Annotated in this window: 15 protein-coding genes; 8 read left to right on the top strand and 7 right to left on the bottom strand. The window is 59.0% G+C overall.

Annotated features, from left to right (window positions below; all coding sequences use genetic code 11):
- From ACTQ40_RS01255 to ACTQ40_RS01245, 3 genes are all read right to left on the bottom strand, one after another.
- Window positions 1-1844 (bottom strand): GH25 family lysozyme (locus ACTQ40_RS01255; RefSeq protein WP_441563157.1); only part of this gene is annotated, 1844 nt, incomplete at its 3' end.
- Between the two features lie 138 nt (window positions 1845-1982).
- A complete protein-coding gene (locus ACTQ40_RS01250; protein ID WP_441560089.1) occupies window positions 1983-3014 on the bottom strand; it encodes a glycosyltransferase family 2 protein in 1032 nt (343 codons plus the stop codon).
- Between the two features lie 7 nt (window positions 3015-3021).
- Complete coding sequence (locus ACTQ40_RS01245) at window positions 3022-4125, bottom strand: glycosyltransferase (RefSeq protein WP_441560087.1); 1104 nt, start codon at window positions 4123-4125, stop codon at window positions 3022-3024.
- Window positions 4126-4380: 255 nt separating this feature from the next.
- On the opposite strand from ACTQ40_RS01245, the gene ACTQ40_RS01240 reads away from it, so the two are divergent.
- Window positions 4381-5400, top strand: coding sequence for a glycosyltransferase (locus ACTQ40_RS01240; RefSeq protein ID WP_441560085.1), 1020 nt, complete (start codon window positions 4381-4383; stop codon window positions 5398-5400).
- A gap of 11 nt (window positions 5401-5411) precedes the next feature.
- Here the strand turns inward: ACTQ40_RS01240 and ACTQ40_RS01235 are convergent, their stop codons facing one another.
- The 3 genes from ACTQ40_RS01235 to ACTQ40_RS01225 all read right to left on the bottom strand — a co-directional run bounded on the left by ACTQ40_RS01235 (window position 5412) and on the right by ACTQ40_RS01225 (window position 9630).
- Window positions 5412-7208, bottom strand: a complete 1797-nt coding sequence (locus tag ACTQ40_RS01235) for an AAA family ATPase (protein ID WP_441560083.1) — start codon at window positions 7206-7208, stop codon at window positions 5412-5414.
- A 202-nt stretch (window positions 7209-7410) separates the two neighbouring features.
- Entirely contained in the window at window positions 7411-9060 is a 1650-nt protein-coding gene (locus ACTQ40_RS01230) for a hypothetical protein (RefSeq protein WP_441563156.1), read from the bottom strand.
- Window positions 9061-9198: 138 nt separating this feature from the next.
- On the bottom strand, window positions 9199-9630 hold the full coding sequence (locus ACTQ40_RS01225; RefSeq protein WP_154518293.1) for an RrF2 family transcriptional regulator: 432 nt from the start codon (window positions 9628-9630) through the stop codon (window positions 9199-9201).
- 223 nt (window positions 9631-9853) lie between these two features.
- On the opposite strand from ACTQ40_RS01225, the gene sufC reads away from it, so the two are divergent.
- Genes sufC through sufU form a run of 5 tightly spaced genes read left to right on the top strand, consistent with a single transcriptional unit; the run spans window position 9854 to window position 15207 of the window.
- Window positions 9854-10654 carry a Fe-S cluster assembly ATPase SufC gene (sufC, locus tag ACTQ40_RS01220; protein WP_441563155.1) on the top strand — a complete coding sequence of 267 codons (801 nt, stop codon included), beginning with the start codon at window positions 9854-9856 and terminating at the stop codon, window positions 10652-10654.
- Window positions 10655-10666: 12 nt separating this feature from the next.
- Entirely contained in the window at window positions 10667-12079 is a 1413-nt protein-coding gene (sufB, locus tag ACTQ40_RS01215; RefSeq protein WP_441563154.1) for a Fe-S cluster assembly protein SufB, read from the top strand.
- Window positions 12079-13458 carry a SufB/SufD family protein gene (locus ACTQ40_RS01210; RefSeq protein ID WP_441563153.1) on the top strand — a complete coding sequence of 460 codons (1380 nt, stop codon included), beginning with the start codon at window positions 12079-12081 and terminating at the stop codon, window positions 13456-13458. Before sufB ends, ACTQ40_RS01210 begins: the two co-directional genes overlap by 1 nt.
- Window positions 13455-14780, top strand: a complete 1326-nt coding sequence (locus tag ACTQ40_RS01205) for an aminotransferase class V-fold PLP-dependent enzyme (protein WP_441563152.1) — start codon at window positions 13455-13457, stop codon at window positions 14778-14780. The genes ACTQ40_RS01210 and ACTQ40_RS01205 overlap by 4 nt, the downstream gene beginning before the upstream one ends.
- Window positions 14773-15207: a Fe-S cluster assembly sulfur transfer protein SufU gene (sufU, locus tag ACTQ40_RS01200; protein WP_441563151.1), complete on the top strand. Its 435-nt coding sequence runs from the start codon at window positions 14773-14775 to the stop codon at window positions 15205-15207. Before ACTQ40_RS01205 ends, sufU begins: the two co-directional genes overlap by 8 nt.
- 633 nt (window positions 15208-15840) lie before the next feature.
- Here sufU and ACTQ40_RS01195 read toward each other — a convergent pair.
- The gene (locus ACTQ40_RS01195; protein ID WP_441563150.1) at window positions 15841-16653 is read right to left on the bottom strand and encodes a transposase; all 813 of its coding nucleotides are present in this window, start codon (window positions 16651-16653) and stop codon (window positions 15841-15843) included.
- A gap of 403 nt (window positions 16654-17056) precedes the next feature.
- Between ACTQ40_RS01195 and ACTQ40_RS01190 the strand changes: the two genes are divergently transcribed.
- Both ACTQ40_RS01190 and ACTQ40_RS01185 read left to right on the top strand, forming a co-directional pair.
- Complete coding sequence (locus tag ACTQ40_RS01190) at window positions 17057-17791, top strand: iron-sulfur cluster assembly scaffold protein (protein ID WP_006235554.1); 735 nt, start codon at window positions 17057-17059, stop codon at window positions 17789-17791.
- Between the two features lie 18 nt (window positions 17792-17809).
- Window positions 17810-18814: a GGGtGRT protein gene (locus ACTQ40_RS01185; protein ID WP_154518278.1), complete on the top strand. Its 1005-nt coding sequence runs from the start codon at window positions 17810-17812 to the stop codon at window positions 18812-18814.
- Window positions 18815-18866 lie beyond the last annotated feature (52 nt).

The following is an 18866-nucleotide window of genomic DNA, read 5'->3' as shown; positions in this document are numbered from 1 at the left end:
GACCCGCCTCCATCGAGCTGCTCGGCCTCGGCCACGGGCCAGCCGAGGGCCCCGGCCTGGTAGCCGCGCCTCACGTACTCGGTGCGGATGGCGCCCGAGCGCACGGAGACGGCACGCGTGGTCTTGGTCCAGTGGATGGAGCCGCGCTCGAAGTCGGTCGCGTAGCCCCCGCCGTTCTGGTTGAAGCGCTTGGCGTTGGTGAGCGGGTAGCCGAGGCCCGAGACGCCGCCGAGGCGGTTCCAGAGGTCCTCCATCTCACCGTCCATCTCGAACGTTCCGTGCTCGGAGGTGATGATGGTGCCGCCCTGGAAGCGCTGGCGGGACCCGCCTCCATCGAGCTGCTCGGCCTCGGCCACGGGCCAGCCGAGGGCCCCGGCCTGGTAGCCGCGCCTCACGTACTCGGTGCGGATGGCGCCCGAGCGCACGGAGACGTAGCCGTCGCTACCGTTCCATTGAATGGCACCCCGTTCAAAGTCCTGAGACCATCCCGATCCGTGTGATGTCAGAAACTCACGTGGCTCGCCAACAGGCGCACCAATTGAACTAGAATTCGATTCAGAGCTCCAGTAATCATAAATATCTCCCCAGACAGGATACGCTCCGTTTTTCTTCGAAAAAACAGCACTACCGTGTTCGCAATCAAGTCTCCAGTTATCGCCTTCAAACTTATAGACTTCTCCAGTAACAGCACCAAGCTGCGAACTATATCGCTGCGCAACTCTTATTAATTCAGCTGCAATTAGGTCATTGGAAGAATCTGGGAACGTATCTCCAAACCAATAGCTAACATCAACGTCACCGCTTACGCCGGGAACGCTGCCGCGGGCAGAATACTGCCAGCAATCATATTTGGCAGGGGCGTCGGGGGTAAGATCGATGCACTCATCGTAACGGCCTCCGTACCAATACTGGGCAGTCCAGATACTCCAGCCGCTGGTTAGAAAACAAGGGTCGGTGAGGTAGTTCTTGAACCAGTTGACGTTAGCGTAAATGCCGGGCTTGTACCCCGCAGCCGTAATTTGGCCGCAAAAGGTCTTTGCGATCGATGCGAGCTTCGAGGGATTGTTAAACGGCGTCCACACGGGCGAACCGTCAGCATTTGTTTTTTGCTCTTCCAAGTCGTAGTAAACAGGAAGAGTAGGCAAATGGCCTTTAAGGGCATTTAGCATCAGGCGAGCCTCGGCCTTGGCATCGTCTTCATTGCGCGCATAAGAGTAAAGATACACACCATACGGAATTCCCAAACGCTCGCACTCGCTTACGTTGCGTTTAAAGTAATAGTCCAGCCTTCCGCCGTTTGTATCGCCGGCAAAACCAACTCTTAGAATCGCAAAGTCGATACCGGCATCTTTCACGGCCTGCCAATCAACAGTTCTGTTGTGCTCGCTCACATCGATTCCCTGTGCCGTCGCACCCTTAGGCATGCTGTGCATTGCACGGCCTTCGAAATCTGCGCTATCGCCATAATCGTCAGCAAGATCGGAGCGGAGCGAACCGTCGGCATAGCGCCAAGAGTTCTCAACAAGAGGAGCATCGATGTCATCATCAGACACCTCGTCAGAAACCTCATCGGTAGCTGCATCGGCAGAAGCAGATTCGGCATCCGCAGCCTCGCTAGAATCAGACGTCGAGGGGTCCTGGGCAGCCGAATCGCTCTCCGCCTGATCGTCAGATGCGTCCGCAGGAACGTTAGAAGAGGCACTCTCGTTCGCGGGCTGCGATACCTTCGGCTGCTCCTGAGCCAAATCGAGCGTCTCGGCATACAGCGCAAAAGGCTGGAAAACACCGGAGAACCCAAATACAAGGGAGAGCAGTACAACAACGCAGCACTTTAGTCGGTTCATAGACATCAGTTCACCTCAATTAATCCTAGATTATTTAATTATAACAGCCCGAGTGACGTATTCGTGGCCATGATTCATGGCAGCGCGTCAGTAGGCACGTCGCAAAATCCCGGATTCTCCAAAGAAGCAAACCAGCGCCTATACAAACCGCTCCAGGCACACTTTGAGCCCGCGGGTCGATAGGTAAAGCGACACGGCGTCCATAAGCGAGACCGTGCCAGTGCCGCTACTCAGCTTTTTGGAAACGCGGCGAACGGGGGCCTTTAAGGGCAGGCTCGCCCAATCGGGACCAAAATAGGAGCCAAAACACGTCCTTATGCGGACTGCAATTTGACGTAACTCGTCCCTTGGCAGGCGTGCAAGGTCGAACACAACCAGATCCAAAAACCACGTGACAAGCTCTCCGGGACACAAGTCCAAAAGCCCTCGCCTACCCCAGCGCTCCAGCACTTCATGCAGCACCAGCAAATGGGCATCGACCTTGTCCGTGCGCTTGGCGCCGGCATTAAACGTATGCGTCAGCGACTTCTCCTGCATCACGTAGTGATACAGCTTCTCGGGCGCTAGGACCGTCCTGGCAGACAGCGGATACGATTCAAACTGAAACACAACGTCCTCAGCAAACCGGACTTTTTCGGCAAAACGCAAAGACTCACGCTCAATCAGCCCGCGAGAGTATGCCGCACGCCAGACATAGGGCTGTGCATTCGCGGAAAATAGCAGCGCTGGATCAAATGACTCGAACACGCACGCCTCAGGAGAAAGCAACTGCTTGATGCGCTTAGAGGCCAACTCGGCAGGCTCGCAAACGGCTCCAAACACAACAATCTCGGGATGCTCCTTAGCAAACGTATCGACCAAGAACTCGGTAAGATTAGGCTCGACGTAATCGTCCGAATCGACGAAGTCGATAATGTCGCCGCGCGCAACATCCATGCCCGCATTACGGGCAGACGACAGTCCCCCGTTGGACTTCTCGACAACGCGCACGCGAAAATCCAATCGAGCATATTCATCAATAATCGCTGAGGAACCATCGGGCGAGCCATCGTTAACAACCACGATCTCGATATCCGGACAGGTCTGCCCCAAAAGAGAGTCAAGACAACGAGGCAGGAAATCCTGGGTGTTATAAACGGGGACGATAAATGAGACCTTTGGGTTTGCCATAACTCCCCTATTTCTTAATTGCATCCAGGACGAATGCCGCGACCACGCCCGGGCCACCGACACGCGCATAATGTTTCGCGCGACCCATCGCGCCCGCTCCAGCAAAGTCCGGAGACTCAGCTAACCACTTTTGCGGATCATCGACAATAGCCTTGAGATTCGCACGCTTCCACGGCTTAAGGTCCGTGAGCTCAAACTCATGGGCCTCAAGCGCCCCATGAAACTCCTGGGCCATACGATCCAAAAACTCAGCGTAAAACTTGGGATTCAGGCGAATGTAGCTCCACATATACGAATCGTATTTAATGATATTTGCAAACTTAAGCAGCTTGGCAACGTCCTGCGAAGAGTGCGACTCAGCGTAATCCTCAACAATCCAGCGATGAATCTCGGCATACTCGTCGTTAACACAGTGAACCTTATTAGGAGAGTTGACCGAAGACCCTTCGTTGTCCTGACGATACGAAAGAACCGAATCATGCAGGTAAACCGCGATATCGGCAAGGGCGAACACCTTAAAGGTAAACGAGGCGTCCTGAAACGCAGCGCCAGGCGTCGGCAAAAAACGAATGGCATTACGGTTCAAGAAGTCGCGACGGTACACCGCAGACCAAATCGATGGCTTAAGCGAGAAGGCATCGACGGTAGCGCTCGGGTGAACCGGCTTGCCGCAGTCCTTAGCTTTAAAGAGCTCCATCAGCTCTCGGCGCTCCTCCGGCTTCGACCAATACAGGTCAAAATTCGCCTTTGCAAAATCGGCGTCAAAGCACTCGGCAGCTGCCACGAGCTTCTCCAGCGCATCGGGCGCCATAAAGTCATCGGACTCTAGAATGCCCACGTACTTGCCACGCGCCATCTCGAGCCCGCGGTTCATCGAGTCGCCGTAGCCGCTGTTGGCCTTGTCGATCATCTTGACGCGCGCATCGCGCTGCATATACTCGCGGATAATCGCCGACGAGTTGTCGGTAGAGCCGTCGTTGATGCAAATGATTTCGATGTCCTCGAGCGTCTGCGCCACGGCGGAATCGAGGCACTCGCGCAGGTAGCGCTCAACGTTGTAGATGGGAATAAGCAGCGACAGGACAGGGCCGCCAGAGGAATTAGTAGACAAATGTGCTCCTTAGGAAATACCTGCCGATAATGGTATCAAAGGGTCGTCCCGCCCGCGGGCGTTTATATAATCTATGGAGCCTCTTACGGGCAAAGCAGCCCCACGCCACTCGTCGCGCCTATATCAGGTTCCTGCGTTTTATTCAAAGCTTGCCGTCAAGGTGCGCCGACCCTTTACAATAGGTGCCGTCCAACGGACGTATTCGATAGCTTCCGCGCAGCGCTCGCCCGCCGCGCGTGAAAGGATATATTCCCCATGACTTCTACCCTTCCCGCCCCCATCGACAAGCTCGCCATCGTCGTCGTTACGTACAAGCGTCAGGAACTCCTGGCCAACTTGTTCGACTCCATGACCGAGCTCACGGCAACGCCTTGGCGTATCGTGATCGTCGATAACGAAAATTCGCGCGAGACCAAGGCCATGTGTGCTGCATTCAACGAGCGCCTGGCCAACCTGTGGGGCGTCGACACCGATCAGCCCGACGCGCAGGGCGGCACCGACCGCGTCATCTACGCCCCGCAGCTCGAAAACGGCGGCGGTGCGGGTGGCTTCTCCGCCGGCACCAAGTGCGCCTACGATCTGGGCGCCCAGTGGTTTTGGGTGATGGACGACGACGTGCTCGTCATCCCGGAGGGCATCGAGCGCCTGGCCAAGTGGACCGACCGCTACGACGTCATCCAGGGTTCGCGCCTAGACTTTGACGGCGGCGCCTTCTTTTGGCAGTACCAGCTCATCCTTTCGCTTGGTATCCCCAACCCCATCGCTAAGTGGGACCTGGGCCCCGAGGGCTACCGCGCCATGAACCAGCTGTGCTTTGAGGGTGGCCTGTTCTCGCGTCGTGTTGTCGACAAGATCGGCCTGCCTGACGCTCGTTTCTTTATCTACGGCGACGATGCCTGCTATGGCTATGTCGCCAGCCAACACTTCCCTGCCGTCGTAGTCGCCGATGTGGTGCTCAAGCGCGCCCGCGCCGTCTCCAACTGGGATATCGCCGGTAAGCGTCAGCTCAATTCCACCAGTGACACCAATCGCTACTACATCATGCGCAATCGCGGCTATTTGGCCCGCTACATGCAGATCTACGGTGATTACCACCCCATTTTGTTCCGTTTGGGCAATGTGGCGACCTTCTGCAAGGAGTTTATCCGCCTTGCCGCCGTCGACAAGTGCTTTAAGACCGGCATTCCGGCGCTGCGCCGTGGCATGAAGGATGCCCGCAAGATCGTACGCGACCCCAACTGGAAGCCTATGCCGCCCATGAAGGAAGCCGAGTAAAGCCGGCCCTCCTATAACCTCTGACATGCGACGGCAACTCGTTGTCCATCAAAGCCAAACCCCCAGCGCATGCGGCCCACAGCAGGACGTGGCACGCGAATGTCGTCGAGACCACTCCGTTCGATATTGAGCAATGCCTGTACCGACAGAAGCTCTAGGCCCAACGCATCGACATCGGGGTCGTACAGCATGCTGACCGAGATCAGCGGGCGGCTATCCAATATGCCAAGTGTATCCACCGCATCAAAGGTATTGGCGGTTGGAAATACTTGGAAACCCCCAAACTCCGAACCGTGCGCTCGTTTTGTAACGGGGTCGGCATACCCAGGCAACCCAAAACAAAGACCCTGCAGTGCCAAACGAAAAGCCAGCGGCAAATCCGACTCGTCTCCTTCGACGCCCAAGTCATTAATAATTGCGTCCAAAGCTCGCCTGACTGCACGCTCGTCACCGCGGCAAAGACCCTCTTGGAAGTCATCGATAGTCTCGGCACTCTCGGCAGCGCACTCGAACCATTCGATAATCACAAGACGCAGCGCATACCGGAGCTCGTTATTGGGAAGGCGCAGGGCGTGGGGCAGACTGCCGTCCGCCTGGCGATCAGTCGCATCTGTCGTCAGGAGTCCACTCAAATACAAATCGGTCCAAATACCTTCCGCTGTCCCGGCATCAGGCTTCACGGCGTCCAAGCACAGTGGCGCCTCAACACAGCCATACGGATTAAGCAAATCAAACATTGCCGCAAGCCATCTTAAATCCCAGGCGCCCACAGTCTCGTTCAGACAATCGGCATAGCAACATACATCAAAGCGCGTTGGCGGCAGGCAGCCCCGAGCCAAGAAGTCAACCACACGAGCCGGGTTCGAACAATAGAACCCGCCAAACCGGTAGCCTTCGAACCATTCGCGCGCGCAAGCCAGTCTGTCGCTCTGACCAGTGTAATCTAGCAGCGCCCTGTTTTCGGCATCCGAAAAACCAAACCAGCGATCGCACCAGCTCGACAAGGGCGAAGCCAAACAATACGGGCAGTTGCGATGCGCAAGTGCCGCCCGTGCGGGGCCGGGTCGCTCCCCCATCAAGCAAACCAGCCGCAAAGAATCGATCGAGGAGACAATAACGTCAAAGAGCAGACGGTCAAGCAACTCGACAAAGCACGAGCCATAGGCGCCCTTCGCCTGCATATGATTCGTAAACGCCGCGTCATACCCATCAACCAGCAGCACAACCTGTTCATCACATGCCATACGGAGGAGCTCGATTAACACGCCAAGAGCCGAATCGATTTCATCAGAACCGGCAACACCGCGCGCTACGCGCTCGATATGGCGCACGTCGCCGCGCGCTAAATCGGGAACTTCCAGCAGCGGCAACAGACGAGCGCACTCACGAGCGACGGCATCGCGCATGGCGGCCTCGGCATCGGCGCCTCGATAGGAGGAAGCAGAAAAATCCAAAGCAATGACCGGATAGCGTGCATACTCATCACGATAGACGCCATCTTCTGCGTCCCATATTTTGCTACCGATGAAGAGATTGACGTTAGACGAGCCGGGCACAGGACGCTCCAGATAACATTTGAGCATGGAGAGGTTCATACTCTTGCCAAAACCATGAGGCCGACAACAGAGCGCCACAGTCGATTCGCAATCTAAGATATCGGCAATAAACATGGTCTTATCAACTAAGACACAATGATCGGCGGCATCGGCAAAATCATGAATATCAATCGTCAGAACGGCATTTCCGCCGGGATTGAGCAACTTTACGTCAAAGGTGTTATCAATATCATACATTGCCTGTTCAGACACCGTTTTATCTCCCCTTTTAGAATAACGATGCCATTTTAGCGACCATCTTGGTAACAATTTTATTGTTCAACAAATGATTCGGGTAACGGTAGAAATGACTCCATAAGGGGGGCATAACAAAACGATTCGCAACAAATAGGGATCCGGTGCTATCGCATCGGGCCCCTATTTGAATCGCTAAGGCAAAACGCTCGCTGAGAGCCTACTTTTGGGCGTCTTTCTCCGCAGCGTCTTTGTTTTGCTGATCAAGTTTATGCTTACCGCTCACAATAGACGTAGCGCCCAATGTGGCCAAGCTCGCGCTGGCAAGGCTCGCCATCAAAATCAAGTCACCCGTCTTGGGCATGCTGCCCTTAGAGGACTCAGTCGTCGTGGCTGAGGCAGTCACAACCTTGGTCTTACCCTGGTTCTGGTCGGCGCCATCATCAGCCAGGCCCTTGGACCCATTGTCGTCCGCGTGCTTGCCATCCTTACCAAGGCGGGGATCCTTCGATTCCGCACCGTCGACTTCCGTGCCCTTGTCGGAATCAGACCCCCTAGACCCCTCGTCCTTCGAATTGCCTTTAGCTTCTTCGGTCTTTTCCGTAGCGCCCTGGTCGGAGCCATCCTTCTTGGAAGACGAGCTGCTGTTGATGCCAGACATCAGCGAGGAGCCAAACATGGAGCCAAGCTGTTCGCTCGCAGAGGGTTTGTCATTCGTCGACGAGTCGCTCGAACCGGCAGTCGATCCACCGGCGGAAGAACCAGACCCTGCCGCAGCATCTGCGGAATTCGAAGGCGAGGCAGACCCCGCGCTGCCGCCCGATGCGACATCGCCATTTCCGTCGCTTGCTCCGGCATCGTATGAAGGAGCATCGACGGTATCCTCGTCAGCACCATTGGTATCGGCACTAGGCCCAGAGGGAGCAACGGGAGCGGCGGGCGCCTGGCTAGGCGCTGGAGTCACGGGCTTGGGCTCAGGCTCGGGTTCAGGCTCGACCGGCGGCGTCGCCGCGGCCTCGTCCTCGGTAATATAGACCAGGCAATCCTTAAGCTCGTTCTTGTAACGGTTCTTCCAGCCCTCGTGATATTGCGGCTGGCTCGAGTACTTACGGGCAACGTTATTGACCACGCTGCTGGAAAGCGCGGTCACAAATTCACGGTCGGTCATATCGTTTGTAAGATTTGCCCAGCGGAAAAAGTCCTGGCAGCCATAGGTGCCGCACATGTTGGTGATGCTCCACACCATGCCCTTGACGCAATCGGCGCGGCCAGAGATATCAATACCAAGCGCGCTCTTGAGCCAGGCCTCGGTCACCGCGTAATAGGAGTTGTATGCATATGAATCTTGCAGCGCCGAGAACTCAGCCGGGTCGGCGTTATAGGCGCCCTGGAAGGCCTCCTGTGCAATGCGGCCCAGCTCCGTCAGCTGACCGTTCGAATACATGGGGTTGCTTGCGTTGGAGATATCGCTCCCGCGGTCAATTGCAGACTTAAGCATGCCGTACTTGGCAGAATCGTAGTTGTAGACCTGCTTCATAAACGGAATGAGCGACCAACGACGGTCGAACTGGTAATAGCCCAGCGCGTTATAGCCGTCGCCATACGAAAAGCCCTGGTTATAGTTGCCGTGGCTCTCATACTTGGTAAAGTACTTCATCTCGCTGGTCACATTGACAAACGAGACGCCTTGGACCGACCTCAGCACGCCCGAGAAAGACTGCTGGGTATAAAGGCCCTTATCGATATCGGTGGCATCCGAGGCAACGCCCGGCGTGGGCTCATCCGCAGCAGCGGGCGCGGGCGCGGCAACGGCGCCAAACGAAAGAGCCAGCGTCAATCCGGCAACAATCGCAGAATGCTTGGGCTGCATAAGATCCTCCTTGCATTGGTGTAGTTAAAGTGCAGTTTGCAAAGATAGATTTAAGTATTGCAGCAAGACCGATGTCGTACAACAACAACTCGACAAACGGTAACGCCCTCCGCAAAATCTTGAGGAATTGCGCTCGAGTTACAGCTTGATATCGAAGTTAATCTCGGGCACGGCCGCCAAGTCGGCCAACGTCACGCCGTCGACGTACTTTTCAATCACGTCGTCCAGACCGCGCCAGAACTTCACAGTAGAGCACAGATCGCTGCGAGTGCAGTTGTTATCGATGCCATCGCATGCGACGGGCGCCGTGCTGCCCTCGACAGCACGCAATATATCGCCGGCTCGCACCTCGGCCGGGTCCACGGCCATCATGTAGCCGCCGCCTTTACCGCGCACACTCTTGAGCAGGCCCGCCTTCATAAGCGGACGGACCAGCTGCTCCAAATACTTTTGCGAAATATGCTCACGGTCGGCAATCTCGCGCAGGGCGATTTTGCCCTCGGCGTCACCGAGCGCCGCGATATAAATCATCAAACGGAGGGCATAGCGGCCCTTAGAAGAAATGAGCATACCTACCCTCCCGGTGCGCTTGAGACAAAATCATCAGCAGAGTTTGCCCCAGATGCCAAGCGTGTGGGACAGACGATCCCGACTATTATGTCCCACATCTGAAAAGTCGAGTGGATTAGTCGGGTTTTCCCTTGACTAACGCCGAACCCATAGTAACTTTATTCCGAGAAGATTCCTAGGGTTTAGTACACCTATGAGTACACCATAAACAGAGAGGGACAGCATGAGCGCAAATCCGCTGCTTTCCATCGAAGGTCTGACCGCCTCCGTGGACGAGAAGACCATCCTCCACAACGTCAACCTCAACGTCGCCGCCGGCGAGACCCATGTGCTGATGGGGCCCAACGGCGCCGGCAAGTCCACCCTCGGCCACCTGGTCATGGGCGACCCCGTCTACACCGTGCAGAACGGCCGCATCGTCTTTGACGGCCAGGACATCACCGAGCTCACCACCGACAAGCGTTCGCGCGCCGGCCTGTTCCTGAGCTTCCAGGCTCCGGTCGAGATCCCGGGCGTGCCGCTGTCGAGCTTTTTGCGCGCCAGCATCACCGGCCGCCCCGGCCTGGAGATGAAGGGCAAGGAATTCCGCCGTCGCGTCAAGGAGCTCGCGGCCGAGCTCAACATGGACACCGCTTACCTCAACCGCGAGCTGGGCGTAGGTTTCTCGGGCGGCGAGAAAAAGAAGGTCGAGATGCTCCAGCTTCTGCTGCTGCAGCCCAAACTCGCCATCCTGGACGAGACCGACTCCGGCCTGGACGTCGACGCCCTGTCCACCGTCAGCCACGGCATGGACGCCTACCGCAAGAGCTGCAACGGTTCCATGCTCATCATCACGCACAACACGCGCATCCTGGAGCACCTGGATGTCGACCGCGTCCACGTTATGGTCAAGGGCCACATCGTGCGCGAGGACGACGCCTCGCTGATTCCCTGGATCGACAAGAACGGCTTTGAGACCTTCGAGCGCGAGGCCGCCGAGCAGCGCGCCCAGGCCGAGGCAGCCGCTGCCGAGCAGCAGGCGTAAAGGGGCGACGCAATGACCAAGAACCGCACCGAGGTCGCGGACATCGACCGCAGCCTCTACGACTTCACCTATGGCGAGGAGGGATTCGAGCGCCTCGACGCCGGCATCACGCCCGACATCGTGCGCGAGATCAGCGCCAAGAAGGACGAGCCGCAGTGGATGCTCGACCTGCGCCTCAAGTCCCTCGAGATCTTCAACCGTCTTCCCGACCCAACGTGGGGCCCCTCCATCGAGGGTCTGGACATGGACAACATCGTCACCTACGTCAAGCCCAACACCGACCAAAAGCACGACTGGGAGTCGGTGCCCGACGACATCAAGAACACCTTTGAGCGCCTGGGCATCCCCGAGGCCGAGCGCAGCTACCTGGCGGGCGTCGGCGCGCAGTACGACTCCGAGCTCGTCTACCACAACATGCAGGACACCGCGTCCAAAATGGGCATCGTCTACTCCGGCATCGAGGAGGCCCTGCACGACCCGCGGTGGGAGCCGCTCATCCACGAGAAGTTTATGACGCTCATCCCGCCCACCGACCATAAGTTTGCGGCCCTGCACGGCGCAGTATGGTCGGGCGGCTCGTTTGTCTACGTGCCCAAGGGCACAAAGCTCGATTTTCCGCTGCAGAGCTACTTCCGCCTCAACGCCAAGGGCGCCGGCCAGTTTGAGCACACGCTCATCATCGTCGAGGACGATGCCGACCTGCACTTTATCGAGGGCTGCTCCGCACCCAAGTACAACGTGGCAAACCTCCACGCCGGCGCTGTGGAGCTCTTTGTGGGCAAGCGCGCGCACCTGCGCTATTCGACCATCGAGAACTGGTCCAAGAACATGTATAACCTCAACACCAAGCGTGCGCGCGTGGACGAGGACGGCGACATCGAGTGGATCAGCGGCTCCTTCGGCAGCCATGTGGGCTACCTCTACCCCATGAGCGTGCTCAACGGCCGCCGCGCCCGCTCGAGCTTTACCGGCATCACCTTTGCCGGCGCCGGCCAGAACCTCGATACCGGCTGCAAAGTCGTACTCAACGCGCCCGATACCTCGGCGACCGTCGAGACCAAGGGCATCTCCAAGAGCGGTGGCATCCAGACCTTCCGCAGCTCCATCGTGGCCACGCCCAAGGCCGAGGGCTCCAAGGCAACCGTGAGCTGCCAGTCGCTGATGCTCGACGACCAAAGCCGCTCCGACACCATCCCCGCCATGGACATCCGCGCCAAAAACGTCGACATCGGCCACGAGGCCACCATCGGCCGCATCGGCGACGACAAGGTGTTCTACCTGATGAGCCGCGGCATCTCGGAGGAAGAGGCCCGCACCATGATTGTCAACGGCTTTGCCAACCCGGTCTCCAAGGAGCTGCCGCTGGAGTACGCCGTCGAGATGAACAACCTGATCAAGCTCGAGATGGAAGGAGCGATCGGATAATGAAACAGACCACGAACACGCCGAACGCATTTACGTCATCCGAGCTTCTGCAGTGCGACGTATCGGGAGCGACGAGCCCGACGACGCGTACTAAAGGTACGCGAGGAGGGTCGGAGCCCCGAGACGGCGTGCTGCAGGAGATCGGGGGCGTCAATGCGATGCCGGCCGCCACTTGGGGTTGGCTCAAGATGAACCAGACCAAGCTTGAGCTTTCGGACGAACTTGCTGCCGCTCCCGCCGAGGCCGTTGAGGTCGAGGGCCTGGACGAGCAGATCCATGGCACGGCCGAAGCCTTCGACGCCGCCATGGACGCCATGGCCGAGCGCTTCCCCGAGCGACGCACCTCAGCCCCCGGCGACGCCGCCGACCGCGCCCGCATCACACCCGAGACCGAGCTCGACGTGCCCGCCACTTCCGTCTACCAGGCCGGCGCCATCAAGCTCGAGGAGGAGCTCTCCCCCGCCGAGGCCTTCGAAACCGGCATGGGCGAGGCCGCCTACACCTATCTGGCCGACCATGCCACCAAGCGCATCGTCATCGATGTGCCCGCCTACGGTCGTGCCACGGTCACCGTGCGCGTGAGCGGCGTCGATGCCGCCGCTGCCATCGCCGCCATCGATGTCGTCGCCCGCCCGCAGGCAACGCTCGACCTGCAGATCGCCCTGGACTCCCCCGTTACCGGCGAAGGCGTCGTGGGCTCCGTGCTGCGGGTGTGCGCCCACGAGTACGCCACCGTCAACGTTGCCTGTACGCAGACGCTCGACGACAGCTGGATCGCGCTCGACGACACCGGCCTGTTCCTGGACGAGGGCGCGCGCGTCAACGTGCAGCACACCGTACTGGGTGCCGGTGCCAGCGCCACCGGCCTTGCCGGCGACCTGCTGGGCGACACCGCCAAGGTTACGATCGATACCGATTACCTGGGTGCCCGCGAACAGGTGCGCGACTTTAACTACGAGCTTCGTCACCGCGGCCGCAAGACCGAGTGCGAAATCGATGCCAACGGCGTGCTGACCGGCACGTCCAAGAAGGTCTACCGCGGCACCATCGACCTCGTGCACGGCTGCAAGGGTGCCGTCGGCACCGAGCGCGAGACGGTGCTCTTGGCCAACAAGGGCGTCGACAACAAGACCGTTCCCGTCATCCTCTGCGACGAGGACGACGTCGCCGGCAACCATGGCGCCACCATCGGCCACGTCCGCGACGAGCAGCTGTTCTACCTCGCCTGCCGCGGCCTTGACCAAAACGCCGCCGAGGACCTGTTCATCCGTGCCAAGCTGGAGGACGCCGCACTTTCCGCGACCGACGAGCGCACCCGCGCCGCCGTCGTCCGCCTGGGCAACAACCTGATCGATAACTTTGAGGAGGAGCTCGCATGATCGACACCGAGCACGTTAAATGCGATACCTGTACTGCCCCCGAGCCCATGGAGTTCGACGCCAGCGATGAGGCCTCGCGCGGCTGGCCTACCGTCGACATCGAGACCAATCCCTACAAGGCGCAGTTCCCGCTGTTCCAGCAGCACCCCGAGATCGCCTTCCTCGATAGCGCCGCCACCGCGCAGCGCCCCGCCTGCGTGCTCGACGCCGAGCGTGACTTCTACCAGCGCATGAACGCCAACCCCCTGCGCGGCCTGTACTCGCTGTCCGTCGAGGCCACCGAGGCCATCGCGAAGGTGCGTCAGCAGATCGCCGACCTCATCGGCGCCTCCCAGGCTAATGAGATCGTCTTCACCCGCAACACGAGCGAGTCGCTCAACCTGGTCGCCAAGAGCTTTGCGCCCACGGTGCTCGAGCCCGGTGACGAGGTCGTCATCACCATCATGGAGCACCACTCCAACCTGATTCCGTGGCAGCAGGTCTGCCGCGAGACCGGCGCCAAGCTCGTCTACCTCTACCCCACCAAGACCGGTCAGCTCACGACCGAGGAGGTTCTATCCAAGGTGGGCCCCAAGACCAAGATCTTGGCCGTGGGTCAGATCTCTAACGTGCTGGGCGTCGAGAACCCGGTCAAGAATCTCGGCAAGCTCGTGCACAAGTACGGAGGCTATCTGGTCGTCGACGGCGCGCAGTCGCTGCCGCACATGCCGGTCGATGTGGCCGATCTGGGAGCCGACTTCTTTGCCTTTAGCGCGCACAAGGCCATGGGCCCCATGGGCATCGGCGTGCTGTGGGGCAAGATGGATCTGCTCAACGCCATGCCGCCCATGCTTACTGGTGGCGAGATGATCGATTCGGTCACCGAGCAGGACGCCGTCTGGGCGCCCGTCCCCGAGAAGTTCGAGGCCGGCACGCAGGACGCCGCCGGCGTCTTCGCCACGGGCGCGGCACTTGATTACCTGGTCAATACGGTGGGCTACGAAAACATCCAGGCACGAGAGCAGGCACTCGTCCACTACCTGATGGGCGAGCTCATGCAGCTCGACTTTGTCCAGATCATCGGCTCCATCTATTGGGACAACCACCACGGAGTCGTGAGCTTTAACGTCAAGGGCATCCACCCTCACGACGTCGCGAGCATCATGGACATGGACGGCGTCTGCATCCGTGCCGGCCACCACTGCGCGCAGCCGCTGCTCACCTGGCTGGGGGTCGAAAACCTTGCCTGCTGCCGCGCCAGCGTGGCCTTCTACAACGACAAGGCCGATATCGATAAGTTCATCGCCGGCCTGCATCACGTTTGGAGCACGTTCAATGGGTAATCTGTACACCTCCACCACGTTTATGGAGCACAACTCCCACCCCGACTACAAGTACGAGATGGATGCCCCCACGCACGAACACGACGGCATCAACCCCAGCTGCGGCGATGAGCTCACCCTCCAGCTGCGTGTCGAGAACGATGTGATCGAGGAGGCCTCGTTTACCGGGCACGGCTGCGCCATCAGCCAGGCCAGCGCCGACATCATGGCCGACCTCATCACGGGCGAAACGGTCGAGGAGGCTCGTCGTCTGGCAGGGCTTTTCCTCGCCATGATCCGTGGCGAGGAGCTCTCCGAGAAAGACTTGGAAGACTTGGACGAGGCTGCTCAGCTCCAGGACATCTCACACATGCCCGCCCGCGTCAAATGCGCCGAGCTCGCCTGGCGCACCCTCGACGGCATGCTCGAGGGTCAGGCTGACCAGTAACGGATGCCCCGAATCCAAGGTTTTTGATTGCCGATCCGCCCGATACGGGCGGCTCGGCTTTTTCATAACGAGCGCACGCGCAGCCACGCTTCCGGCGCCCAATCTGTCATTTATCGCACGGCCAACCGCAAGCACAAGCGTTTTTCACAGTACAAAAGGCTTGCCACAGGGCCACGGGGCACGCCGAGCAAAGCGCCAGGCACCGTCCTACTAGGCTCCGGCTCGCCTCCTGCCTGCCGCAGACGGGTCCCATAGGGTGCGGCGTGCATTTTTGCGAGTATTCAGCACGCCAAGCTATGTGCATACAAATCACGAGCATAAATTAGCGCCTTCGGGCGCGTATATATTGCGTCTTAGAACAGGCATTACGGTCTACGGGGACGCAAACGCGTGCTTCGGGGCGTATTGGCAGACAAATAATTGTCTCGGGGCCCGCAAGTTGCAAGGTTATAGCAGTTCCGACAGCACTACGATGCTGAAAACTCCGCTTTTTGCACGGCGTGGACGGGGGTAGGCACGGGCAAAACCGGACTGAGCTATTGTTTTATGCAAGACGGCAATCATTCTATGCATATTTAGAAGTGTAGTTAACGTCCAAGCATTTAGAATGATGGTCCCAGTGGGCAGACAGCCCTATCCCAGGCTGTCATCAGTCCGCACCGCCGTTCGAGCACGGGCACGCACAATACGAGAAGCGGTACTTTTGCTTATCCCCGTATACCGCTCAATCTGGCGCACCGTAAAACCAGCATCGTGCAAGCCAAGAATAACGATATTGCGCTGCGCTGGCGGCGCCGCTTTAACCCCCTGGAGCGCAACCCCGAATCCCTTCGCCAACTCGTCGGCAAAGGCGCGCCGCTCCAACTCCATCTCTACCAAATCGCGCATCGCCGGATCGCCGCCGTCGGGCGTCGAAAGCGAATAGGCAATAAAGGCCTTAGCCGAACCAAAAAGCTCAAGCACGCAAGAAGGATCGGAAAATCCCCTCGTAGCATCTGCCTCGTCACCGTCGTAAACGCGCAGATGCTCCGCAAAGCTGCTCCAGGGATAACGCTCAATTAGGTTGATGCCCGCATCCTGCGGATCGGCGTGAACGGAGCGAACAGCCTCCATCACCTGTCGGTCGGTATCGAGCGAGCGGCGCTCAAAACGCTCCCGGAACAGGCAGCCCGATCGCCCGGTACGCTTATTGAACCGACGAGCATACGTCAACAGCAGGCGTTGCATGGCTGCACTCATGTTGTCCTCATAATCCAGAAGCACCAGATCCACATGGTCGCCCATGAGGCACCACGCCACAATCGTTACCTGGGCATCGTGGCAGCAGTCGCGCATCAGCTCCAAAAACTCCCACCGGTCCTCGTCGCTCTCAAAGATCAGCTGACTGCCCATACCGCGGGCACAGACATGGTAAAAACCGGTGATCGTTTTCCAAACACGCTGCATGGCGCTCCCTTCGCCGGGACCTGCTTACCGTCCAATACATCACGATTGAAACGTGCCATCAAAACATTCACGCAAAATGGCACCCGTCGACGGTAAAAGGCGGCAAACCGACGGCGAATGGCATCATAACCACAGGCTAGACACCGCAACAGGGGCAAGAACTAACCAAATACTTGACCAAAGCTGACCCCCTAAAACGTATCGCATAACCGCAACCAAGCTTGTTAAATCGTTTCAATTGAAAGTTCCGCGCTTCTCGTTACGAAAACTGCGCCGTTCGCCGAATATTCCGTGCATTTCGCGGTATTATAGGGGCTGCATGTCATGTCCCTTTCGAAGGGTCGCCCGGCAATCACCAGCCACGACCTCCAGATGGGACGCCAATACGATAGAGAGGAGAGGCATGCAGTACTCACAGGAAGTGGAGAACATGTGCCCCGTTGCCAAGGGTGCATACCACGGCCCCGCACCCATCCCCGAGGAGGGCAAGTGGGTCCAGGCTAAGGAGATTTCCGACATCTCCGGTCTTACGCACGGTGTGGGTTGGTGCGCACCTCAGCAGGGCGCCTGCAAGCTCACGCTGAACGTCAAGGACGGCATCATCGAGGAGGCCCTCGTTGAGACCATCGGCTGCTCGGGCATGACCCACTCTGCTGCCATGGCTTCCGAGATCCTTCCCGGCAAGACCATCCTCGAGGCCCTCAACACCGACCTCGTCTGCGACGCCATCAACGTTGCTATGCGCGAGATCTTCCTGCAGATCGTTTACGGCCGCAGCCAGACCGCGTTCTCCGAGGGCGGCCTGCCCGTGGGCGCCTCCCTCGACGACCTCGGCAAGGGCCTTCGCTCTCAGGTCGGCACCATGTTCGGCACCAAGGCCAAGGGCGCTCGTTACCTCGAGCTCGCTCAGGGCTACGTCACCCGCATGGCTCTCAACGACAAGAACGAGATTATCGCGTTCGAGTTCCTGAACCTCGGTAAGTTCACCGACGCCGTCAAGGCCGGCAAGACCCCCGAGGAGGCCATCGCTGGCGCCATGGGCCACTATGGTCAGTGGGAGAACGCTGCCAAGTACATCGACCCGCGCACCGACGAGGAGACTCATTCCGTCGCCAGCGTGTTCCCGGTTCACGAGTAGAAAGGGAGGGAAATAACTATGACTGTTACGTTCGAAGGTTACGAGCGCCGCGCTGACAAGATCAACAAGTGCCTCGCCGACAACGGCATCGCCTCCCTCGAGGAAGCTCTGCAGATCTGCACCGACAAGGGCTTCAACCCGCGTGAGATCGTCAACAACACCCAGTCCATCGCCTTCCAGAACGCCGAGTGGGCCTACACCCTCGGCTGCGCTCTCGCTGTCAAGCGTGGCGCCAAGAACGCTTCTGAGGCTGCCGCCATCATCGGCGAGGGCATCCAGGCCTTCACCGTTCCCGGCTCCGTCGCCGAGGACCGCAAGGTCGGTCTGGGCCACGGCAACCTGGGCGCTATGCTGCTCTCCGACGACACCGAGTGCTTCGCCTTCCTGGCCGGCCACGAGTCCTTCGCTGCCGCTGAGGGCGCTATCGGCCTGGCTCTGAACGCCAACAAGGCTCGTAAGAAGCCGCTGCGCGTTATCCTCAACGGTCTGGGCAAGGACGCCGCCCAGATCATCGCCCGCATCAACGGCTTCACCTACGTGAAGACCCAGTTCGACTACTACACGGGCGAGCTCAAGGTCGTCGAGACCATCCCCTACTCCGATGGTCCCCGCGCTGCCGTTAACTGCTACGGCTCCGACGACGTCCGCGAGGGCGTTGCCATCATGTGGCACGAGAACGTCGACATCTCGATCACCGGCAACTCCACCAACCCCACGCGCTTCCAGCACCCCGTCGCTGGCACCTACAAGAAGGAGCGCATCGAGGCTGGCAAGAAGTACTTCTCCGTCGCCTCTGGTGGCGGCACTGGCCGTACCCTGCACCCGGACAACATGGGCGCCGGCCCTGCCTCCTACGGCATGACCGACACCATGGGCCGTATGCACTCCGACGCCCAGTTCGCCGGTTCTTCCTCCGTGCCTGCGCACGTCGACATGATGGGTCTCATCGGCATGGGCAACAACCCCATGGTCGGTGCCACCGTCGCCTGCGCTGTCGCCGTCGAGGAGGCCCTCAAGGCCTAATCGCGCCCGCGCGATGCTCATATAGTTGAGCTTCGGAGCCGCTATCCACCCG

This window comes from Collinsella sp. Sow4_D11 (assembly GCF_052116465.1).
Classification (GTDB): domain Bacteria; phylum Actinomycetota; class Coriobacteriia; order Coriobacteriales; family Coriobacteriaceae; genus Collinsella.
Note: the sequence above shows the minus strand (reverse complement) of the source record. Positions and strands in the feature narration are given on the sequence as shown.